Raw genomic sequence first — 19,354 nt, forward strand, 5'->3', positions numbered from 1 at the left:
GCAGCGGGCTTGCCCGCGCTGAGTCCCGGTCAGACGACACCTGAATCAAAGGTCGTCGATGTGCCGATAATCCGCTGCTAACGCCCCCGCCAGATCCCGCGCTCGGCCCAAGCGAATCGGCCCGCGTTCGATATCGATCAACAGACCCGGACAATCCAGCGTCGGCAAGCCTGACCAGGCTTTCAAACGCCCGTCCGTGACCACCAGCAAGCGTTGCTGCTCGGCCGGAAAACGCTTGCGCCGCACCATCAGCCATTGCTGCGCCTGCGCCAGTGCCGAGAGCAACGGCGTTCCGCCCCCCGCGCCCAAAGCATCGAGCCAGACACGCAAACCGCTGGACGCCTTCAAGCCCTGCACCTGCCACTTCGGCGCCGCGCCACTGGCGGTCAGTAACGCCAGCCGCGCACGCTGGCGATAGGCGTCATCAAACAGTTGCGCGAGCAGGCCTTTGGCATCGCGCAGCGCGTGATGGCGGCGCGTCGAGGCCGAAGCATCGACGATCACCAGCCACAACTCATGGGGCGAACGAGTGCGCAGTTGAAACAACAGATCTTCCCGGCTTTGCGGGCGGCCGTTAAGCAGCGTTCCCGGCCAGTTCACCGCGCCACTGCGAGCCGCATGACGTTTGCCCTGGCGTCCGTTATCCAACCGTCCGGCGCGGGGTCTGGCATTCGCCCCCGCGTCAGACCGGGGGCGAATGCCTAGGGCTTTTTTTCCAGCGGCCAGCTCGGCACTTCGCGGCGGGCACCGGTGGCAAGTGCCGGGGCCGGCATGTCGCCCCACTGGCCCTGCCCTTCGCTCGGGTTCGGACTGGCCGCCGCGTTTGCCGGGGATTGCGCGGGTTGTTGAGGAGTGGGAGGCATTTGTTCGCGACGACGATGGCGCAGGGCAAATTCGGCGACAGCGTCGATATCCTCTTCGGCGATGGCCGTGGCGCCACGCCATGCCGCGTGAGCGCGAGCCGCGCGCAACCACACCAGATCAGCACGCAAGCCATCGACGCTGGCGGCGAAACAACGCTCGGTGATGTGCGCCAGCGCGGCATCGTCCAGAGGAATGCTGGCCAACGCGCTGCGGGCGTTTTCGCAACGCTCGCGCAGGGCCTGTTGTGCGCTTTCCCACTGGGCACAGAATCCTTGTGGATCGCTGTCGAAATCCAGCCGCCGGCGAATGATCTGCCCGCGCTCGGTCGGTGCGGTATGGCCACTGAGCGCGACGTTGAGGCCGAAGCGATCAAGCAACTGCGGGCGCAACTCGCCCTCTTCCGGGTTCATGGTGCCGATCAGTACAAACTTCGCCGAATGCCGGTGGGAAATACCGTCGCGCTCGATCAGGTTGGTGCCGCTGGCAGCGACGTCGAGCAACAGATCGACCAGATGATCGGGCAGCAGATTGACTTCATCGACATAGAGCACGCCGCCGTCAGCCTTGGCCAACACGCCGGGGGAAAACTGCGCGCGGCCGTCGCTGAGGGCGGCATCGAGATCGAGCGTGCCGACCAGGCGCTCCTCGGTCGCGCCCAGCGGCAAGGTGACGAACTGGCCGCTGGCGAGCAGATCTGCGAGGCCTCGGGCCAGGGTGGATTTGGCCATGCCACGCGGGCCCTCGATCAGCACACCGCCGATTTTCGGGTCGATGGCGGTGAGGCACAGGGCGAGTTTCAGGTCATCGGCGCCGACCACGGCGGAGAGCGGGAAATGTGGGGTGTCAGTCATTTGGGCTTTTCTCTTTCGTGGTCTTTGGTGTGCTTGAGGGCTGCAGGGTGTCAGGTAGAAATGCCCTCACCCTAGCCCTCTCCCAGAGGGAGAGGGAACTGACCGTGGTGCTCTTTTGAGGTCCACCGACTTGAGCTATCCAGTCGAACTCAAATTTTGAACAGCACACAGATCGGCTCCCTTTCCCGTGGTGCTCTTTTGAGGTCCAACGACTGAACTATCCAGTCGAACTCCAGTTTTGAACAGCACACAGATCGGCTCCCTTTCCCCCTCTCCCCCTTGGGGGAGAGGGCTGGGGTGAGGGGGTGGCGTTCTTGAGTGCGTTACATCTCTTCTTCTATATCGAGCAACAGATTCTCCAGCGCCTCTTTATAAGCACCAGGTTCCTGCCACATCCCCCGCTGCTGCGCTTCCAGCATGCGTTCGGTCATGTCGCGCAATGCATGCGGATTATGCTCGCGGACAAATTCCCGGGTCGCCGGATCCAGCAGATACGCATCGGCCAACAATGCGTACTGGTGATCGTCGATCAACTGCGTCGTCGCATCGAACGCAAACAGATTATCGACCGTCGCCGCCAGTTCGAACGCGCCTTTATAGCCGTGCCGCTTGACCCCGTCGATCCATTTCGGGTTCGCCGCCCGCGAACGGATCACCCGGTTCAGCTCTTCTTTCAAGGTGCGGATCTTCGGCAGATCCGGCTGGCTGTGATCGCCGTGATAACTGGCCGCCGCTTCGCCGCGCAGGGTTTCCACGGCGGCGAGCATGCCGCCCTGGAACTGGTAATAGTCGTTGGAGTCGAGCAAGTCGTGCTCGCGGTTGTCCTGATTCTGCAGCACCGCTTGCACTTGACTCAAACGCTGGACGAACTGTTCGCGAGCGGCGGTGCCTTCGTCCGCACCGCCATAAGCGTAGGCGCCCCAGTTCAGGTAAACCTCGGCCAGATCCTCGCGGCTCTGCCACAGTCGACCGTCGATGGCGCCCTGCACGCCTGCGCCATAGGCACCCGGTTTGGCGCCGAAGATCCGCCATCCGGCCTGACGCCGTGCAGCGTCTTCATCGAGGCCCGATTGCAGCAGTGCCTCGCGTTCGGCGCGGACTTTGGCGGCCAGCGGATTGAGATCGTCCGGCTCGTCCAGTGCAGCGACTGCTTGCACTGCAGCATCGAACAGGCGAATCAGGTTGGCGAAGGCGTCGCGGAAGAAACCCGAAACCCGCAGGGTCACATCGACACGCGGACGGTCGAGCAGGCTCAGCGGCAGAATCTCGAAGTCATCGACCCGTTGGCTGCCGGTGGCCCACACCGGACGCACACCCATCAGCGCCATGGCCTGGGCAATGTCATCGCCGCCCGTGCGCATGGTCGCGGTGCCCCAGACCGACAGGCCGAGCTGGCGCAGGTGATCGCCGTGATCCTGCAAGTGCCGTTCAAGAATCAGCGTGGCCGACTGAAAACCGATGCGCCAGGCAGTGGTGGTCGGCAGGTTGCGCACGTCCACCGAGTAGAAGTTGCGTCCGGTTGGCAGCACATCGAGACGGCCACGGCTAGGAGCGCCGCTCGGGCCAGCGGGGACGAAACGCCCGCTCAAGGCGTCGAGCAGGCCACGCATTTCGGCGGGGCCGCAGGCGTCGAGGCGTGGGGCGACGACTTCGCGCAGGTTTTCGAGGATCGCGTCGACTTCAGCCCCACGCGGACCCTGTAGGAGCGAGCCTGCTCGCGATGGCGTCAGGTCGGACAATTCAGTTTTGAAGGACACACCGCTATCGCGAGCAGGCTCACTCCTACAGGGGTTGTGCAATGTCTGGGAGATCAGTTCGGCGGCGTACAATTCGAGGCGTTCTCGGGTATCGCCGGCGGTGCGCCAAACCTCGTCGCTGACCGATACCAGCTCCTCCGGCCGCGGGCCAAGCCACGGATCGGCCAGTGCACAATCGAGTGGATCGAAACCCAATTCAAACGCCTTCGCCAACGCCCGCAGCAAACTCGACTGCGCACCCTTGCCATCGCCACGGGGAATTCTCAGCAATGCCAGCAAGGTATCGATACGCAAACGCCCGGTCGGTGACTCACCGAAAATATGCAACCCATCGCGGATCTGCGATTCCTTCAAGTCGCACAAATAGGTATCGAGACGCGGCAGCCAGATTGCGGCATCGGCATCGCTGTCCAGCGCCGCATCGAGTTGCAGCTCACGGTCGATTTGCGTGTCGCGCACCAGTTGCAGAATGTCCCGCTGCAGTTCACGGGCGCGGCGCGGATCGAGCAGTTGCGCTTCGTAATATTCGTCGGCCAGCAGTTCCAGATTACGCAGCGGGCCGTAGGTTTCGGCGCGCGTCAGCGGCGGCATCAGGTGATCGATGATCACCGCTTGCGTACGCCGTTTGGCCTGGGCGCCCTCGCCCGGGTCGTTGACGATAAATGGATAGATATTCGGCAGCGGCCCGAGCAATGCATCCGGCCAGCAGTTCTCGGAAAGCCCGACGCCTTTGCCCGGCAGCCATTCGAGGTTGCCGTGTTTGCCGACGTGGATCACGCCGTGGGCAGCGTAGTTACTGCGCAGCCAGAAGTAGAAGGCGAGATATCCGTGGGGCGGCACCAGATCCGGATCGTGATACACCGCGCTCGGATCGACCTGATACCCCCGCGCAGGTTGAATGCCGACGAAGGTCAGGCCAAAGCGCAGGCCAGCGATCATCATGCGCCCGTCGCGACACATCGGATCGTTTTGCGGCGGCCCCCACCGCTCGATCACGGCAGCGCGATTGGCCTCAGGCAGCGCGTTGAACATGGTCAGGTATTCATCCATCGCCAGGCTTTGCTGGCATGGGCGCAGATCAAGCGTATCGAGGTCATTGCTGACGCCGCCGAGCAATTGCCGGATCAGCTCGGTGCCGCTCTCCGGCAGTTCCGGCGTGAGCGGATAACCTTCGGCCTGCAAGGCGCGCAGGATATTCAGCGCCGCCGCCGGCGTATCCAGACCGACACCGTTGCCGATGCGCCCGTCACGAGTCGGGTAGTTGGCGAGAATCAACGCAATGCGTTTCTCGGCATTCGGCACCCGCGCCAGATCGATCCAGCGCCGCGCCAGTTCGGCGACGAAATCCATACGTTCAGGTTGCGCGCGATAACAGACCACATCCGACTGACTGCGCTCACTGCGCCAGGCCAGATCCTTGAAGCTGATCGGGCGGCTGATGATGCGCCCGTCGAGTTCCGGCAGGGCAATGTGCATCGCCAGATCCCGTGGGCCGAGGCCCTGCTCGCTGTCACGCCAGCCGGGCTCGTTGTCCTGGGCGCAGATGGCCTGGATCACCGGAATATTGCGACGAAACGGCCGTAAATGCGGCGCTTCAGGGCTGGATTGGGCGAAACCGGTGGTGTTGAGAATCACCCCCGCCTCGACCTCATCCAGCCAATCTTCGACGACCGACAGACAGCCGGGTTCTTTCAGACTGGCCACGGCAATCGGCAACGGATTAAGCCCCGCCGCTTGCAAGCGCTGACAGAAAACATCGATGAAAGCAGTGTTCGCCGCTTGCAGGTGCGAACGGTAAAACAGCACCGCCGCGACCGGTTGCTCCGGCAGCCAATCGGCTTGCCAGTCACTCAGCGCAGCGGTGTTTTTGTTCGGGTGGTAAATCGCCGTGCGTGGCAGGGTCTGCGGCTCACCCCAGGCGTAATCGCGGCCGAGCCAGCGGTTGCCCAGACAACGGAAGAAATCCAGCGCATTGCCCATGCCGCCCTGACGCAAGAATTGCCAGAGACGATCACGATCCTCGGCGCCGACGGTGCTCAAGTCGCTGAGTTCCGGATCGGGGCGATCATCACCCGGCACCAGAATCACCTGTACACCACGCTCGGACAGTTCGATCAAACGCTCGACGCCGTAGCGCCAATAGGCAATGCCGCCGTGCAGCGAAATCAGAATGACCTTGGCGTGACGCAGCACTTCATCGACGTACAAATCGACCGAAGCATGATTTTGCACCTGCATCGGGTTGGCCAGACGCAGGCTCGGATAATCCTCGGGCAACTGCTGCACGGCTTCGGCGAGCAGCGCCAGACTGGAGTCGCCGCTGCACAGGATCACCAGCTCGGCGGGGGTTTGTCCAAGGTCGGCAATGTTGTCATCCGACACGAAACCGCCGGGCTGGGTCCTGAGCAGGTGCATGGTTTAAACGCTGAGCGCGGCGCGCAGTTGCGCTTCGAGTTGCGCCGCGTCGAGCTCCTGACCGATCAACACCAGGCGCGTAACGCGCGATTCATCGGCGCCCCACTGACGGTCGAAGTGCTTGTCGAAACGCGTGCCCACACCTTGAATCAGCAGGCGCATCGGCTTGTTCGGGATCGCCGCAAAGCCCTTCACGCGCAAAATGCCATGCTTGACCACCAGTTGCGTCAGCGCGTCGAGCAGCAGGCTCTCGTCGGCTTGCGGCAGTTCGATGGAGATCGAATCGAAGGCGTCGTGATCGTGGTCATCGTGTTCGTCATCGCCTTCACCGTGGTGGTGATCGTGATGGCTGTGGCGGCTGTCGATGTGTTCTTCAGAACCGGCACCGAGGCCGATCAGCACGTCCAGCGGCAGGCGACCGTTGCTGGCTTCGATGATTTTCACCGCTGGCGGCAACTCTTCGGCGACTTCAGCGCGGACGCGAGCGAGATCTTCCGGGCTGGTCTGGTCGGCCTTGTTGAGGATTACGAGGTCGGCGCTGGCCAGTTGGTCGGCGAACAGCTCGTGCAACGGCGATTCGTGATCCAGGTTCGGATCGAGTTTGCGCTGGGCATCGACCTGATCCGGGAACGCGGCGAATGTGCCGGCTGCCACGGCCGGGCTGTCGACCACGGTGATCACCGCATCCACGGTGCAGGCGCTGCGGATTTCCGGCCACTGGAAGGCTTGAACCAATGGCTTCGGCAGGGCCAGGCCGGAAGTTTCGATGAGGATGTGATCGAGGTCGCCACGACGGGCAACCAGTTCGCGCATCACCGGGAAGAATTCTTCCTGAACGGTGCAGCACAGGCAGCCGTTTGCCAGTTCGTAAACGCGGCCGGTGGCTTCTTCTTCGGTGCAGCCGATGGTGCATTGCTTGAGGATTTCACCGTCGATGCCCAACTCGCCGAACTCGTTGACGATCACCGCGATACGGCGGCCCTGAGCGTTGTCGAGCATGTGCCGCAGCAGTGTGGTTTTGCCCGAGCCGAGGAAGCCGGTGACGATGGTGACGGGGAGTTTGGCCAGTGTTTTCATCGGATGCCCTTTGGCAAGGTGGCGGGCAAACGGGACGAGATCCGCGGCGCAGGCGCGCGCGGAAGAATTCGCCACCGGATCACCCCGCCCGGTTGTAGTGAGAATCTTTGACGAGGCAGGTCTCCTGGCTGACGGTGTTCAGGCCTTGGGCCTGGTATTCGCTGCGCCTTCCCGCTGGCTCATGGGTTGAGCTGGCAGTGGCGTGGCAGTGAATTTCACCGTTCACAGTTGCGGGGGCAGCCGCGGCTTGGACCGCGTTCCCTTCTTAGCTCCGGTTTGTGCCGGAGAACCTCGAAAGCGCAAGGCTACGCATGGTGTGGTGGCGGGTCAATGGGGTTGGGTTTTAGGTTTGGGGGCATATCCGTTGCTGCGGTGATGGCTGCTTAGGGTTCCGCGCTTACGGCGGGTCACTTTTTGCAGACTACGAAAAATTTAGGTTTGGGGGCATATCCGTTGCTGCGGGTGTTGCTGATTAGGGTTCCGCCCTTACGGCGGGTCACTTTTTCCAGACGCCGAAAAAGTAACCAAAAAGGCTGCTCCCTGACGTACGGCACTTCGCTGTGGCTCAGTGTTCCCTCGCTACGGTGTCCATCCGGGGGCATCGCCTCCGGTTTGCTTCGCTGCACCTCCTCTCGATGTGTTTGGCTTCGCCAAACGGCGCTGCGCGCCTACCCCGGATGAACACCTCCGCTCGGCCTGCCGATGGGCCTGAAGATCAAGAGCAGGATCAAAAGCCAGATCAAAAGCCAGATCAAAAGCCAAATCAAGAGCCCCTCACCGTTGCCCTCTCCCGGAGGGAGAGGGGATTGGCCGAGGTGTTTGAGAGAGCTACGCCGACATGAAATACCGAGTCGAACTCAGATTCTGAAAGGCTCAAAAATCAGCTCCCTCTCCTTGGACCATAGCCCTCTCCCGGAGGGAGAGAGGACTGACCGAGGTGTTTGAGAGAGCTACGCCGACATGAAATACCGAGTCGAACTCAGATTCTGAAAGATTCACAAATCGGCTCCCTCTCCTTGGGGAGAGGGCTGGGGTGAGGGGCAAACCCAACACAAAACCAAAGCCAACCGCACGCTTCTCACCCCTCAACACAATGAGCGTTAGCTCAAGTACCGCCCTTGATCTTCACCAGCCATCACAATGAGCGTTAGCTCAAGTACCGCCCTTGATCTTCACCAGCCATCACAATGAGCGTTAGCTCGAGTACCGCTCTTGATCTTCACCAATCAACACAATGAGCGTTAGCTCAAGTACCGCTCTTGATCTTCACCACTCAACACAATGAGCGTTAGCTCGAGTACCGCTCTTGATCTCAAGCGCCCGTCGGAAGGCTGAGCGGAGGGATTGATCCGGGGTGGGAGCGCAGCGACCGTTTGGCGCAGCCAAACACATCGAGAGGAGGTGCAGCGCAGCAAACCGGAGGCGATGCCCCCCGGATCGATCCCGCAGCGAAGGAACCCGAGCCACAGCGAGGGCCGTACGTCAGGGTAAAGCCTTTTTGGTTACTTTTTCGGCGTCTGGAAAAAGTGACCCGCCGTAAGGGCGGAACCATAGGAAGCCGTTACCGCAGCACCAGATCCACCCCCGCAAAAAATTGACTAAAAACCCACCCCCATGCTCTCCTACACAACTTGTTACGGGTGCCCTTCACAGGGTGAAACGGGAAACCGGTGAATCATGTGCTTTACTCTTAAGCCATGTCAGTCCGGTGCTGCCCCCGCAACGGTAAGCGAGCGAAGCGTCAAAACCACTGTGCCCGCAAGGCATGGGAAGGTGACGCTTGCAGGTCGGCTTGACGCCAACCCCTCGTGAGCCCGGAGACCGGCCCATAACACACAGCCGCGCATTTGTGCGTCGCTGAACATAACAAACCCGCGGTGGGCGGGCGCTGTTCGAACCTCTGCGTGCCCGACTCGCAGGGGTTTTCATGCGCTCTATTCACCCGCTGACACTCCAGAGGGAAGCGCCATGTCGATCATCAGCAGCACCGGCAGCAACACAGACAAAATCGCCAGCAGCAGCACACTGAGCCAACGTCTGACCGCCGCCATCTTCGCGTCGATTCTCGGCGCCAGCCTCGTCTATTTCGCCGGTTTCTCGCACATCGAAGCGGTCCATAACGCTGCCCACGATACCCGCCACAGCGCCGCGTTCCCGTGCCACTGAGACCTGCCGACATGATCAAGCGAATTGCACGAACCGCAGGTTTCACCGGCCTGCTGGCCGCCCTGCTCCTCACGCTGCTGCAAAGTTTCTGGGTGTCCCCGCTGATTCTGCAGGCCGAGACGTTCGAGAAAGCCGAGCCTGTGGCTGAAGCTCACGAACACGCCGCCGGCACCGCTGCACACACCCACGATGCCGAAGCCTGGGAGCCGGAAAACGGCTGGCAGCGCGTCGTCTCGACCACTGGCGGCAATCTGGTAGTGGCCGTTGGTTTCGCTTTGATGCTCGCCGGTCTCTACACCCTGCGCGCGCCGACCAAGACCTCGCAAGGTCTGCTTTGGGGCCTCGCTGGTTACGCCACTTTCGTACTGGCGCCGACCCTGGGCTTGCCGCCTGAACTGCCAGGCACTGCCGCAGCGGATCTGGCTTCGCGGCAGATCTGGTGGATCAGCACCGCCGCCTCCACCGCTGCCGGTCTGGCGCTAATTGCGTTCAGCCGGCACTGGCTGATGAAAGTCCTCGGCGTGGCAATTCTCGCCGTGCCACATGTGATCGGCGCACCACAACCGGAAGTGCATTCGATGCTGGCTCCGGAAGCCCTCGAAGCCCAGTTCAAAATCGCTTCGCAGCTGACCAACGTCGCGTTCTGGCTGGCTCTTGGCCTGATCAGCGCCTGGCTGTTCCGCCGCAAAAGCGATGGTCAATACCACGCATGAGCAATGACAGCGCAGCGCCGACCTTTGTGGTCGGCCTGGGCTGCCAGCGCGGCTGCCCCGCCAGCACGTTGCGCGCGTTATTCGATCAAGCCTTGCAGGCCCATCGCATCGACCTCGTCGCGGTCAAGGCACTGGCCAGCATCGACTTGAAGCGCGATGAACCCGGTTTACAGGAACTCGCCGCGCAACTGGCCCTGCCCCTGCTGTACTTCAGCAGTGAAGAATTGGCCAGCTACCAACAGCGACTGAGCCACCATTCGCAAATCGCCTACGAACGCACGGGTTGCTACGGCGTGGCGGAAAGCGCGGCACTGGCCCTCGCCGAGCAACTGATTCAGGCCCCGGCAAAACTGCTGATTTCCCGACAAAAATACGCACAGGCAACGTTGGCATTGGCCGGTGCCGCGTAAAATCCCGATAATCCCCGCCATCGATCATGAGCAATCTTCATCTGAAGCGTTGCCGTGCCTCTTTTTCAAAGGATTCAACGATGACTGTTTACTTCATCGGCGCCGGCCCCGGCGACCCGGAATTGATCACCGTCAAAGGCCAGCGGCTGATCCGCAGTTGCCCGGTGATCATCTACGCAGGTTCGCTGGTGCCGGCGGCAGTGCTTGACGGTCATCAGGCTGAAACCGTGGTCAACAGCGCGGAGTTGCACCTGGAGCAGATCATCGAATTGATCAAAACCGCCCATGCCAAAGGTCAGGATGTGGCGCGGGTACACTCGGGTGATCCGAGCCTTTATGGCGCGATTGGCGAGCAGATTCGCTATCTGCGCGAGTTGAATATTCCATTCGAAATCATCCCCGGCGTCACCGCCACCGCCGCCTGCGCGGCGTTGCTCGGCGCCGAACTGACGCTGCCGGACGTGTCGCAAAGCGTGATTTTGACGCGTTATGCCGATAAGACCGCGATGCCGGCCGGCGAAGAACTCGGAAATCTGGCGCAACATGGCGCGACCATGGCGATTCATCTGGGGGTCAATCACCTGGAGAAGATCATCGCCGAACTGTTGCCGCATTACGGCGCAGATTGTCCGATCGCGGTGATTCACCGGGCGACATGGCCGGATCAGGATTGGGTGGTGGGGACGCTGGCGGATATTGCCGGGAAGGTTGCGGCCAAAGGGTTTCGGCGCACGGCGTTGATTCTGGTTGGACGGGTGCTGGGGAGTGAGGTGTTTAGCGAGTCGTCGTTGTATCGCGCTGGCCATGCTCACCTTTACAGACCGTGAATTGAATGACTTTTGTGGCTGGATACAAAACCTGTGGTGAGGGGATTTATCCCCGACGGGTTGCGAAGCAGCCCAAAAAAGAGGAACTGCTGCGCAGTTCATCGGGGATAAATCCCCTCGCCACAAAGTAGCCAGACCAGGATCACTCTGGTGCATGCAGAAACAGGCATAAAAAAACGGCGCTCACGGGGCGCCGTTTTTCATGTCCGCAGCGAACACCTTAGTAGTAGGCGTTTTCTTTCTGCGTGTGGTCGGTCACGTCGCGAACGCCCTTGAGCTCCGGAATGCGCTCAAGCAGCGTGCGCTCGATGCCTTCCTTCAAGGTCACGTCGGCCTGGCCGCAGCCCTGGCAACCGCCACCGAACTGCAACACGGCGATGCCGTCTTCAACCACATCGATCAGGCTGACCTGACCGCCGTGGCTGGCCAGCCCCGGGTTTATTTCGGTTTGCAGGTAATAGTTGATGCGCTCGTTGACCGGACTGTCGGCGTTGACCATCGGCACTTTGGCGTTTGGCGCCTTGATGGTCAGTTGGCCACCCATGCGATCGGTGGCGTAGTCGACGACGGCGTCGTCGAGAAACGCTTCGCTGAATGAATCGATATACGCGGTGAAGCTTTTCAGCCCCAGCGCTGTATCTTCGGGTTTTTCTTCGCCCGGCTTGCAGTAGGCAATGCAGGTTTCGGCGTACTGGGTGCCAGGCTGGGTGATAAAGACGCGGATACCGATGCCCGGGGTGTTCTGCTTGGACAGCAGATCGGCCAGGTAATCGTGGGCGGCGTCGGTGATGGTAATAGCGGTCATGGAAACTCCTCGCAGGCTTGTGGCGGAGTTTACGCCAATCGTTGCGCCGGACAAAGTCCTAGTATTTTTGTCGGGAAAGATTCTCGACAGGCGCGTCGTCAATCCGTGCCTTGAGCCAACGGTAACTGCGTTTTTCCACCCATTCGTAGCTCAACCACGAACCGACGCCGATCGCCAGCGCACACACGGCGAACATCAGATAGGGATTGATCCCGTAGCGTCGAGCGATAAATCCCCCCGCCGACAGCACCAATACATGCATCAGATAAACCGAATAGGAACAATCACCGAGCAATTTCAGCACTCGATTGCGCTCGACATAGCGCTCCAGTGCGATACAGGCCATCACCAGCACCGCACTCGGCACGCCCCAGTTCAGCAGCCGCGGTGCCGGAGCCAGATGATAAATCGCCAACAAGGCGCCGACGATGCCCAGCAACGGTAGCCACAATCCCGCGCCGATCCACCCACGACGGTAGAGCACGCCAATGCCGATCCCCAGCAAAAATTCGTAGACGATGTCCGCCCGGTAGAACTCGTTGATCCAGCCGAATGCCTGGCAGGCACTAAACAGCAGCGCCGCCACCACCAGCAAGCGAACCTGCCAGCGAAACACCAGGGCACAGGCGAACAGCACGTAGAAAAGCATTTCGTAATTGAGGGTCCAGCCGACATTCAGTGTCGGATAGATGCCGTAACCGCCGGGATTCTCGGTTGGAATGAACAGCAGCGAAAGCAGCAGATGGCTCCAGTCCAGCGTTTGATCCGGCAGCAACGGCTGGGCAAACACCACCAGCAACGCCATCAGCAACGTGTACAGCCAATACGCCGGGACGATGCGAAACAATCGATACAGCAGGAATTGCCCCGGCCGCAGGGTTTTGTCTTCGGTCGAGAGGAAAATCACCAGACCGCTGATGACGAAGAAAATGTCGACGCCCACCGCGCCCTTGTCGATGAACCACTGGCCCACCGGACCTCGCGCTTCAAAGTCGAAGAAAATCTGCATGAAGTGATGGCAGACCACCGTCCACGCGGCGAGCGCACGCAGGGCCTGCACTGAAATCAACATCGACCGCTCCCGTCCACAATTCCTGAAACCACCTTAGATCCCTTGTAGGAGTGAGCCTGCTCGCGATGGCGGTGGCACATTCAACATCTCTAGTGCCTGATTCTCCGCTATCGCGAGCAGGCTCACTCCTACAGGGGTTTTGCGGTGTTACTGAAGGGTGGGACAGCAGGCCGGCAACAAACGATCAAAGATTCTCGTAGCGGTTCATATCCAGCACGCCCTCTTCCACCGGATCGGTTTCGTGGATGTACTGGCTCAGATCGTGGAAATAGAACCAGAATTGCGGATGACTGCGGCGAATGCCCCAGCGTTCGACGATTTTCTCGAAACGACTGGCATCTTTGGCGTTTTCCATCGCATCGACAAACGCCGTAACCTGATCGGCCGGGATGTTGAAGATGAAGTTCGGATAACTGCTGAGCACGCCCGGATAAATGGTCAGCGTATCCAGCCCCGGTTGATAACGCAGCGACTCACCGAGCAAAAACGCCACGTTGCTGTGGGCACGGTTGCGCAACAGGCTGTAAACCTCGCGTTTGCCGCTGGCCGTTGCGATGCGCAACATGGTTGCTTCCGGCAATTGATCGATGACTTTCAGGCCAGCGGCCGGACGCGAAACCAGGCGACTGAGGGCCTGTTCGGCATTTTGCAGCGCCGGATCAATGTTCGGCCGCGAGCAATACGCGCCATCACAGCGGTTGATCGGATCGGGCCGCGCATTGAGGTCGCCATAACGTGTGAGCAATTGCATGGCGAAGTCGTATTTCGGGTCTTTCTCGTCGAGCTTGAGCGCGGTCGGCTTGTCGTCGTCGATGGCTTCATAGTCGAGCCACATCTTGAACTGGCCGCTGCTCTGGTACCAATCGTTGAGGTAGTCCTCGCGGGAATCGGCCGGCATCAGGCGCAGGAAATTCTGTTCGGCGCCGTTGCGGATCAGGTCGAAATACAGACGCGTTTGCGCCTGATGGGAGACGTTACCGAATACATCGAAGTTGACCGCCAACTGGTAATACGTGCGTTCCAGCAACGGATAGTCGAACAGCCACAGGGTCTGCGGCACTTCACCGATCAGGCCTTTGGTCACCGAAGCGCTGTCGAAGTGGCGGAAGATGCTCAACAGCGCGTTGTCGTTGCCGGCCCACAACGTCGACCAGCTCGGTGCGGGAATATCGGCGTAGCTGTCGCGGCGCAAGGCTTCATATTCGTTACGTTTGTCACGATAGTTGCGCCACAGACTCAGTACGCTGCCGACATCGTCGTTCTGCCCCGGCATCGCCAGCAACGGCGTGGCCTGGCCACGATAGTTGGGGTCGGTGATGTACAGGTCATGTTCCGGCGCCTGGAACAGCGCCCAGAAGTTGTCGCGGATCACGTCAGTCGCGATCTGCCCACGGCACACCGGACCGCGAATAAAGGTGCGGACGAAGTATTCGGCGTTATCGAGCATGAACTGATAACGCGCCTGCGCCGGAATCGCTTCAAACGTGGCAAACGGGTTGGCGCGACTTTGCGGGCCGTAGCCGGGCAACGCGCTGACCTGCCAGTTGCCGTTGTAGAACAGGCTTTTGACCCGAGCCATCTTCGCCGCGCTGAGCGGATAGGTGATGTGGGTTTTATGCACGACCACCCCTTGCACCGGCCACAAGCGGTAATACACCTGGGTGCCTGGATCATCGTTGGGGCGACGGGTGGCAATCAGGTCGATCGGCTGACCTGTCGGGGTGCGCGAGCGCACCCACTGAAAGTAGTGCCCCGGCTCGCCATCCTTGAAATAGATGTGCGCCAGAAACAAGTGCTCGAACAACCAGCGCCCGACCAGACTCTGGCGAGCGCCCGGCGCATTGAGCAGGTTTTCCCACTGAACGATCTGCATCGCCTCTTTGGCACTCGGCGCCAGCCCTTGCTCGTCAATCGGCGCACCTGAGGCCAGCCAGCGTTGCAAAGTCTGATACTGCTGATCGGTGAGGCCGGTCACCGCCAACGGCATGCCTTCCTTCGGATGCGCCCCGGCATAGCCCTCGAATTCGGCGGGCATCGCACACATGTTCTCGCGATTGAGACCGAGCACGATGTCTTCCGGGAGTTTGGCGTTCGGCGTCAACGGGGTTTTGTGCCCCAGCTCAAGCATGCGCGCCATCAACGCGGCCTGACTGCCCTGGGCATCAAGCACCGAAAAGAAGCCCTTCTGCTGCCAGGCGCGTTTGCCGAAGGCGTCGTAAAACAAGCGCGTGGTCGGTGCCGCTTGTGTGCGTTCGCCGTCATAGACCGGCATCTTGCTCGCGCCCCGGCCCGCGCCTTCGCCACTGCCCAGATTGAGCTGGCAGGCAGAGTCATAGCACGCATGGCAGGCCACGCACTTCTCGGTGAAGATTGGCTGGATGTCGCGGGTGTAGGAAATGGAAGGCGAGATCGAGGGCTCTTGCGCCGCCGCGCCAAAGCTTAATAACAGCAACACAGTGCTGATGACGCGGTACGACATGCCCTTGATCCCGATCCTGAAAAAAACGCCGCGATTCTACAGTATGACGCCCGTACCAACATGAGCGATATTCATGCAAAAGCCTCACATGCTCCAAAACCGCACAGGTTTGTTATGATCCCGCTCCTTCGTAATGGTCTTTCCGAGTAGTCCAAATGTCCGATCGCAGCGTCCGCCTTCAAGCTCTCAAGCAAGCCCTCAAAGAGCGCATCCTGATACTCGACGGCGGTATGGGCACGATGATCCAGAGCTACAAGCTCGAAGAGCAGGATTATCGCGGCAAGCGCTTCGCTGACTGGCCAAGTGACGTCAAAGGCAACAACGACCTGCTGGTGATCACCCGTCCGGACGTGATCGGTGGCATCGAGAAAGCCTACCTGGACGCCGGCGCCGACATTCTCGAAACCAACACCTTCAACGCTACGCGCATTTCCATGGCCGATTACGGCATGGAAGAGCTGGCCTACGAACTAAACGTAGAAGGCGCCCGCCTGGCCCGCAAGGTCGCCGACGCCAAGACCGCCGAGAACCCGGCCAAGCCGCGTTTCGTCGCCGGCGTGCTCGGCCCGACCAGCCGTACCTGTTCGCTGTCGCCTGACGTCAACAACCCGGGCTACCGCAACGTCACTTTTGATGAGCTGGTGGAGAACTACACCGAAGCCACCAAAGGCCTGATCGAGGGCGGCGCCGACCTGATCCTGATCGAAACCATTTTCGACACCCTCAACGCCAAAGCAGCGATCTTCGCCGTGCAAGGTGTGTTCGAAGAGCTGCATATCGAACTGCCGATCATGATTTCCGGGACCATCACCGATGCCTCCGGTCGTACCCTGTCGGGCCAGACAACCGAAGCGTTCTGGAACTCGGTGGCCCACGCCAAACCAATCTCGGTCGGCCTCAACTGCGCGCTCGGCGCCAGCGAATTGCGTCCGTACCTGGAAGAGCTGTCGAACAAGGCCAGCACCCATGTGTCTGCGCACCCGAACGCCGGCCTGCCCAACGAATTCGGCGAGTACGACGAACTGCCGTCGGAAACCGCAAAAGTCATCGAGGAGTTCGCCCAAAGCGGTTTCCTCAACATCGTCGGCGGTTGCTGCGGCACCACGCCTGGGCATATCGAAGCCATCGCCAACGCCGTCGCCGGTTACGCGCCGCGGCAGATTCCGGACATTCCCAAGGCCTGCCGTCTCTCGGGTCTGGAGCCGTTCACCATCGATCGCAGCTCGTTGTTCGTCAACGTCGGCGAGCGCACCAACATCACCGGCTCCGCCAAATTCGCCCGCCTGATCCGTGAAGACAACTACACCGAAGCGCTGGAAGTCGCCCTGCAGCAGGTCGAGGCCGGCGCGCAGGTGATCGACATCAACATGGACGAAGGGATGCTCGATTCGAAGAAGGCCATGGTGACCTTCCTCAATCTGATCGCTGGTGAACCGGACATCTCGCGCGTACCGATCATGATCGACTCGTCGAAATGGGAAGTGATCGAAGCAGGCCTCAAGTGCATTCAGGGCAAGGGCATCGTCAACTCGATCAGCATGAAAGAAGGCGTCGAGCAGTTCATCCATCACGCCAAGCTGTGCAAGCGCTACGGCGCTGCCGTTGTGGTGATGGCGTTCGACGAAGCCGGTCAGGCCGACACCGAAGCGCGCAAGAAAGAAATCTGCAAACGTTCCTACGACATTCTGGTCAACGAAGTCGGCTTCCCGCCGGAAGACATCATCTTCGACCCGAACATCTTCGCCGTCGCCACCGGCATCGAAGAACACAACAACTACGCCGTGGACTTCATCAACGCCTGTGCCTACATCCGCGACGAACTGCCGTATGCGCTGACCTCGGGCGGCGTGTCCAACGTGTCGTTCTCGTTCCGTGGCAACAACCCGGTGCGCGAGGCGATTCACTCGGTATTCCTGCTGTACGCGATCCGCGCGGGCCTGACCATGGGCATCGTCAACGCCGGGCAACTGGAGATCTATGACCAGATCCCGGTCGAGCTGCGCGACGCCGTTGAAGACGTGATCCTCAACCGCACGCCAGAAGGCACCGACGCCCTCCTCGCCATCGCTGACAAGTTCAAGGGCGACGGCAGTGTCAAGGAAGCCGAAACCGAAGAGTGGCGCAGCTGGGAGGTCAACAAGCGTCTGGAGCATGCGCTGGTCAAAGGCATCACCACGCACATCGTTGAAGACACCGAAGAATCGCGCCAGTCGTTCGCCCGTCCGATCGAAGTGATCGAAGGCCCGCTGATGTCCGGCATGAACATCGTCGGCGACCTGTTCGGCGCCGGCAAAATGTTCCTGCCGCAGGTGGTGAAATCCGCCCGCGTAATGAAGCAGGCCGTAGCGCACTTGATCCCGTTCATCGAACTGGAAAAAGGCGACAAGCCGGAAGCCAAGGGCAAGATTCTCATGGCCACGGTCAAAGGTGACGTGCACGACATCGGCAAGAACATCGTTGGCGTGGTGCTCGGTTGCAACGGCTATGACATCGTCGACCTCGGCGTGATGGTCCCGGCAGAGAAGATTCTGCAAGTGGCCAAGGAGCAGAAGTGCGACATCATCGGCCTCTCCGGCCTGATCACACCGTCGCTGGATGAAATGGTTCACGTTGCCCGTGAGATGCAGCGTCAGGACTTCCACCTGCCGCTGATGATCGGTGGCGCGACCACGTCCAAAGCGCACACCGCGGTGAAGATCGAGCCGAAGTACAGCAACGACGCCGTGGTCTATGTCACCGACGCCTCGCGCGCGGTGGGCGTAGCCACACAGCTGCTGTCGAAAGAATTGAAGGCCGGTTTCGTCGAGAAGACCCGTCTGGAATACATCGACGTGCGCGAACGCACTTCCAATCGCAGCGCTCGCACCGAACGCCTGAGCTACGCCGCTGCTGTCGCCAAGAAGCCACAGTTCGACTGGGCCACCTACGAGCCGGTCAAACCGACGTTCACCGGCAGCAAGGTGCTGGACAACATTGATTTGAAGGTATTGGCCGAGTACATCGACTGGACGCCTTTCTTCATCTCTTGGGATCTGGCCGGCAAATTCCCGCGCATCCTCGAAGACGAAGTGGTCGGTGAAGCCGCCACCGCGCTGTACAAGGACGCGCAGGAAATGCTCGCCAAACTGATCGACGAGAAGCTGATCAGTGCCCGCGCGGTGTTCGGGTTCTGGCCGGCCAATCAGGTGCATGACGATGACATCGAGCTGTACGGCGATGACGGCAAGCCAATGGCCAAGCTGCATCATCTGCGCCAGCAAATCATCAAGACCGACGGCAAACCGAACTTCTCCCTCGCCGACTTCGTCGCGCCGAAGGACAGCGAAGTGACCGACTACGTCGGTGGTTTTATCACCACCGCCGGCATCGGCGCCGAAGAAGTGGCCAAGGCTTATCAGGACGCTGGTGACGATTACAACTCGATCATGGTCAAGGCCCTCGCAGACCGCCTGGCCGAAGCTTGCGCCGAGTGGCTGCACCAGCAGGTGCGCAAAGAACACTGGGGTTATGCCAAGGAAGAAGTGCTCGACAACGACGCGCTGATCAAAGAGCAATACAGCGGCATCCGCCCTGCCCCGGGTTATCCGGCCTGCCCGGATCACACCGAGAAAGCGGCGCTGTTTGCCTTGCTCGACCCCGAAGCCGAAGAAATGCGTGCTGGCCGTAGCGGCGTGTTCCTCACCGAACACTACGCGATGTTCCCGGCGGCAGCGGTCAGTGGTTGGTACTTCGCTCACCCGCAAGCGCAATACTTCGCGGTGGGCAAGATCGACAAGGATCAGGTGCAGAGCTACACCTCGCGCAAGGGTCAGGAACTGAGTGTGACCGAGCGTTGGTTGGCGCCGAATCTGGGTTACGACAACTGAGACCCGGCCCGGGCATGAGCGCAACTCGCGCTCATGCCCGGGCAACCGCGCA

12 protein-coding genes and 2 riboswitches are annotated in these 19,354 nt (G+C 60.7%); of the genes, 5 read left to right on the forward strand and 7 right to left on the reverse strand.

Features of this window, described 5'->3' with window-relative positions; genetic code table 11:
• Positions 1-45 precede the first annotated feature (45 nt).
• The 4 genes from AC3WMT_RS02600 to cobW form a co-directional block, all read right to left on the reverse strand.
• Positions 46-648, reverse strand: coding sequence for a vWA domain-containing protein (locus AC3WMT_RS02600; RefSeq protein ID WP_256583448.1), 603 nt, complete (start codon positions 646-648; stop codon positions 46-48).
• A gap of 53 nt (positions 649-701) precedes the next feature.
• A complete protein-coding gene (locus AC3WMT_RS02605) occupies positions 702-1,715 on the reverse strand; it encodes a magnesium chelatase ATPase subunit I (protein ID WP_103302353.1) in 1,014 nt (337 codons plus the stop codon).
• Between the two features lie 323 nt (positions 1,716-2,038).
• A complete protein-coding gene (gene cobN / locus AC3WMT_RS02610) occupies positions 2,039-5,887 on the reverse strand; it encodes a cobaltochelatase subunit CobN (RefSeq protein WP_103302354.1) in 3,849 nt (1,282 codons plus the stop codon).
• Between the two features lie 3 nt (positions 5,888-5,890).
• The gene (gene cobW / locus AC3WMT_RS02615) at positions 5,891-6,964 is read right to left on the reverse strand and encodes a cobalamin biosynthesis protein CobW (RefSeq protein WP_103302471.1); all 1,074 of its coding nucleotides are present in this window, start codon (positions 6,962-6,964) and stop codon (positions 5,891-5,893) included.
• Between the two features lie 97 nt (positions 6,965-7,061).
• Positions 7,062-7,273: riboswitch (cobalamin riboswitch) on the reverse strand.
• A 1,312-nt stretch (positions 7,274-8,585) separates the two neighbouring features.
• Positions 8,586-8,808: riboswitch (cobalamin riboswitch) on the forward strand.
• 124 nt (positions 8,809-8,932) lie between these two features.
• On the opposite strand from cobW, the gene AC3WMT_RS02620 reads away from it, so the two are divergent.
• The 4 genes from AC3WMT_RS02620 to cobM all read left to right on the forward strand — a co-directional run bounded on the left by AC3WMT_RS02620 (position 8,933) and on the right by cobM (position 11,080).
• The gene (locus tag AC3WMT_RS02620) at positions 8,933-9,130 is read left to right on the forward strand and encodes a CbtB domain-containing protein (RefSeq protein ID WP_103302355.1); all 198 of its coding nucleotides are present in this window, start codon (positions 8,933-8,935) and stop codon (positions 9,128-9,130) included.
• 11 nt (positions 9,131-9,141) lie between these two features.
• Entirely contained in the window at positions 9,142-9,843 is a 702-nt protein-coding gene (locus AC3WMT_RS02625; RefSeq protein WP_103302356.1) for a CbtA family protein, read from the forward strand.
• Entirely contained in the window at positions 9,840-10,253 is a 414-nt protein-coding gene (locus tag AC3WMT_RS02630; RefSeq protein WP_103302357.1) for a cobalamin biosynthesis protein, read from the forward strand. Before AC3WMT_RS02625 ends, AC3WMT_RS02630 begins: the two co-directional genes overlap by 4 nt.
• A gap of 80 nt (positions 10,254-10,333) precedes the next feature.
• Positions 10,334-11,080 carry a precorrin-4 C(11)-methyltransferase gene (cobM, locus tag AC3WMT_RS02635; RefSeq protein WP_103302358.1) on the forward strand — a complete coding sequence of 249 codons (747 nt, stop codon included), beginning with the start codon at positions 10,334-10,336 and terminating at the stop codon, positions 11,078-11,080.
• 220 nt (positions 11,081-11,300) lie between these two features.
• Here cobM and nfuA read toward each other — a convergent pair whose 3' ends face one another.
• The 3 genes from nfuA to AC3WMT_RS02650 all read right to left on the reverse strand — a co-directional run bounded on the left by nfuA (position 11,301) and on the right by AC3WMT_RS02650 (position 15,436).
• Positions 11,301-11,885, reverse strand: a complete 585-nt coding sequence (gene nfuA, locus AC3WMT_RS02640) for a Fe-S biogenesis protein NfuA (protein ID WP_003225494.1) — start codon at positions 11,883-11,885, stop codon at positions 11,301-11,303.
• Positions 11,886-11,943: 58 nt separating this feature from the next.
• Positions 11,944-12,957: an acyltransferase family protein gene (locus AC3WMT_RS02645; RefSeq protein WP_103302359.1), complete on the reverse strand. Its 1,014-nt coding sequence runs from the start codon at positions 12,955-12,957 to the stop codon at positions 11,944-11,946.
• Between the two features lie 184 nt (positions 12,958-13,141).
• Complete coding sequence (locus AC3WMT_RS02650) at positions 13,142-15,436, reverse strand: fatty acid cis/trans isomerase (protein WP_103302360.1); 2,295 nt, start codon at positions 15,434-15,436, stop codon at positions 13,142-13,144.
• A 155-nt stretch (positions 15,437-15,591) separates the two neighbouring features.
• On the opposite strand from AC3WMT_RS02650, the gene metH reads away from it, so the two are divergent.
• Positions 15,592-19,302, forward strand: coding sequence for a methionine synthase (gene metH / locus AC3WMT_RS02655; protein ID WP_103302361.1), 3,711 nt, complete (start codon positions 15,592-15,594; stop codon positions 19,300-19,302).
• Positions 19,303-19,354 lie beyond the last annotated feature (52 nt).

This window comes from Pseudomonas sp. FW305-7 (genome assembly GCF_058786735.1).

Coding starts and splice junctions, on each gene's coding strand:
- nfuA (WP_003225494.1), bottom strand. CDS start 11,885: ATGACCGCTATTACCATCACCGACGCCGCCCACGATTACCTGGCCGAT.
- metH (WP_103302361.1), top strand. CDS start 15,592: ATGTCCGATCGCAGCGTCCGCCTTCAAGCTCTCAAGCAAGCCCTCAAA.
- cobW (WP_103302471.1), bottom strand. CDS start 6,964: ATGAAAACACTGGCCAAACTCCCCGTCACCATCGTCACCGGCTTCCTC.
- AC3WMT_RS02605 (WP_103302353.1), bottom strand. CDS start 1,715: ATGACTGACACCCCACATTTCCCGCTCTCCGCCGTGGTCGGCGCCGAT.
- AC3WMT_RS02625 (WP_103302356.1), top strand. CDS start 9,142: ATGATCAAGCGAATTGCACGAACCGCAGGTTTCACCGGCCTGCTGGCC.
- AC3WMT_RS02630 (WP_103302357.1), top strand. CDS start 9,840: ATGAGCAATGACAGCGCAGCGCCGACCTTTGTGGTCGGCCTGGGCTGC.
- AC3WMT_RS02620 (WP_103302355.1), top strand. CDS start 8,933: ATGTCGATCATCAGCAGCACCGGCAGCAACACAGACAAAATCGCCAGC.
- cobM (WP_103302358.1), top strand. CDS start 10,334: ATGACTGTTTACTTCATCGGCGCCGGCCCCGGCGACCCGGAATTGATC.
- AC3WMT_RS02645 (WP_103302359.1), bottom strand. CDS start 12,957: ATGTTGATTTCAGTGCAGGCCCTGCGTGCGCTCGCCGCGTGGACGGTG.
- cobN (WP_103302354.1), bottom strand. CDS start 5,887: ATGCACCTGCTCAGGACCCAGCCCGGCGGTTTCGTGTCGGATGACAAC.
- AC3WMT_RS02650 (WP_103302360.1), bottom strand. CDS start 15,436: ATGTCGTACCGCGTCATCAGCACTGTGTTGCTGTTATTAAGCTTTGGC.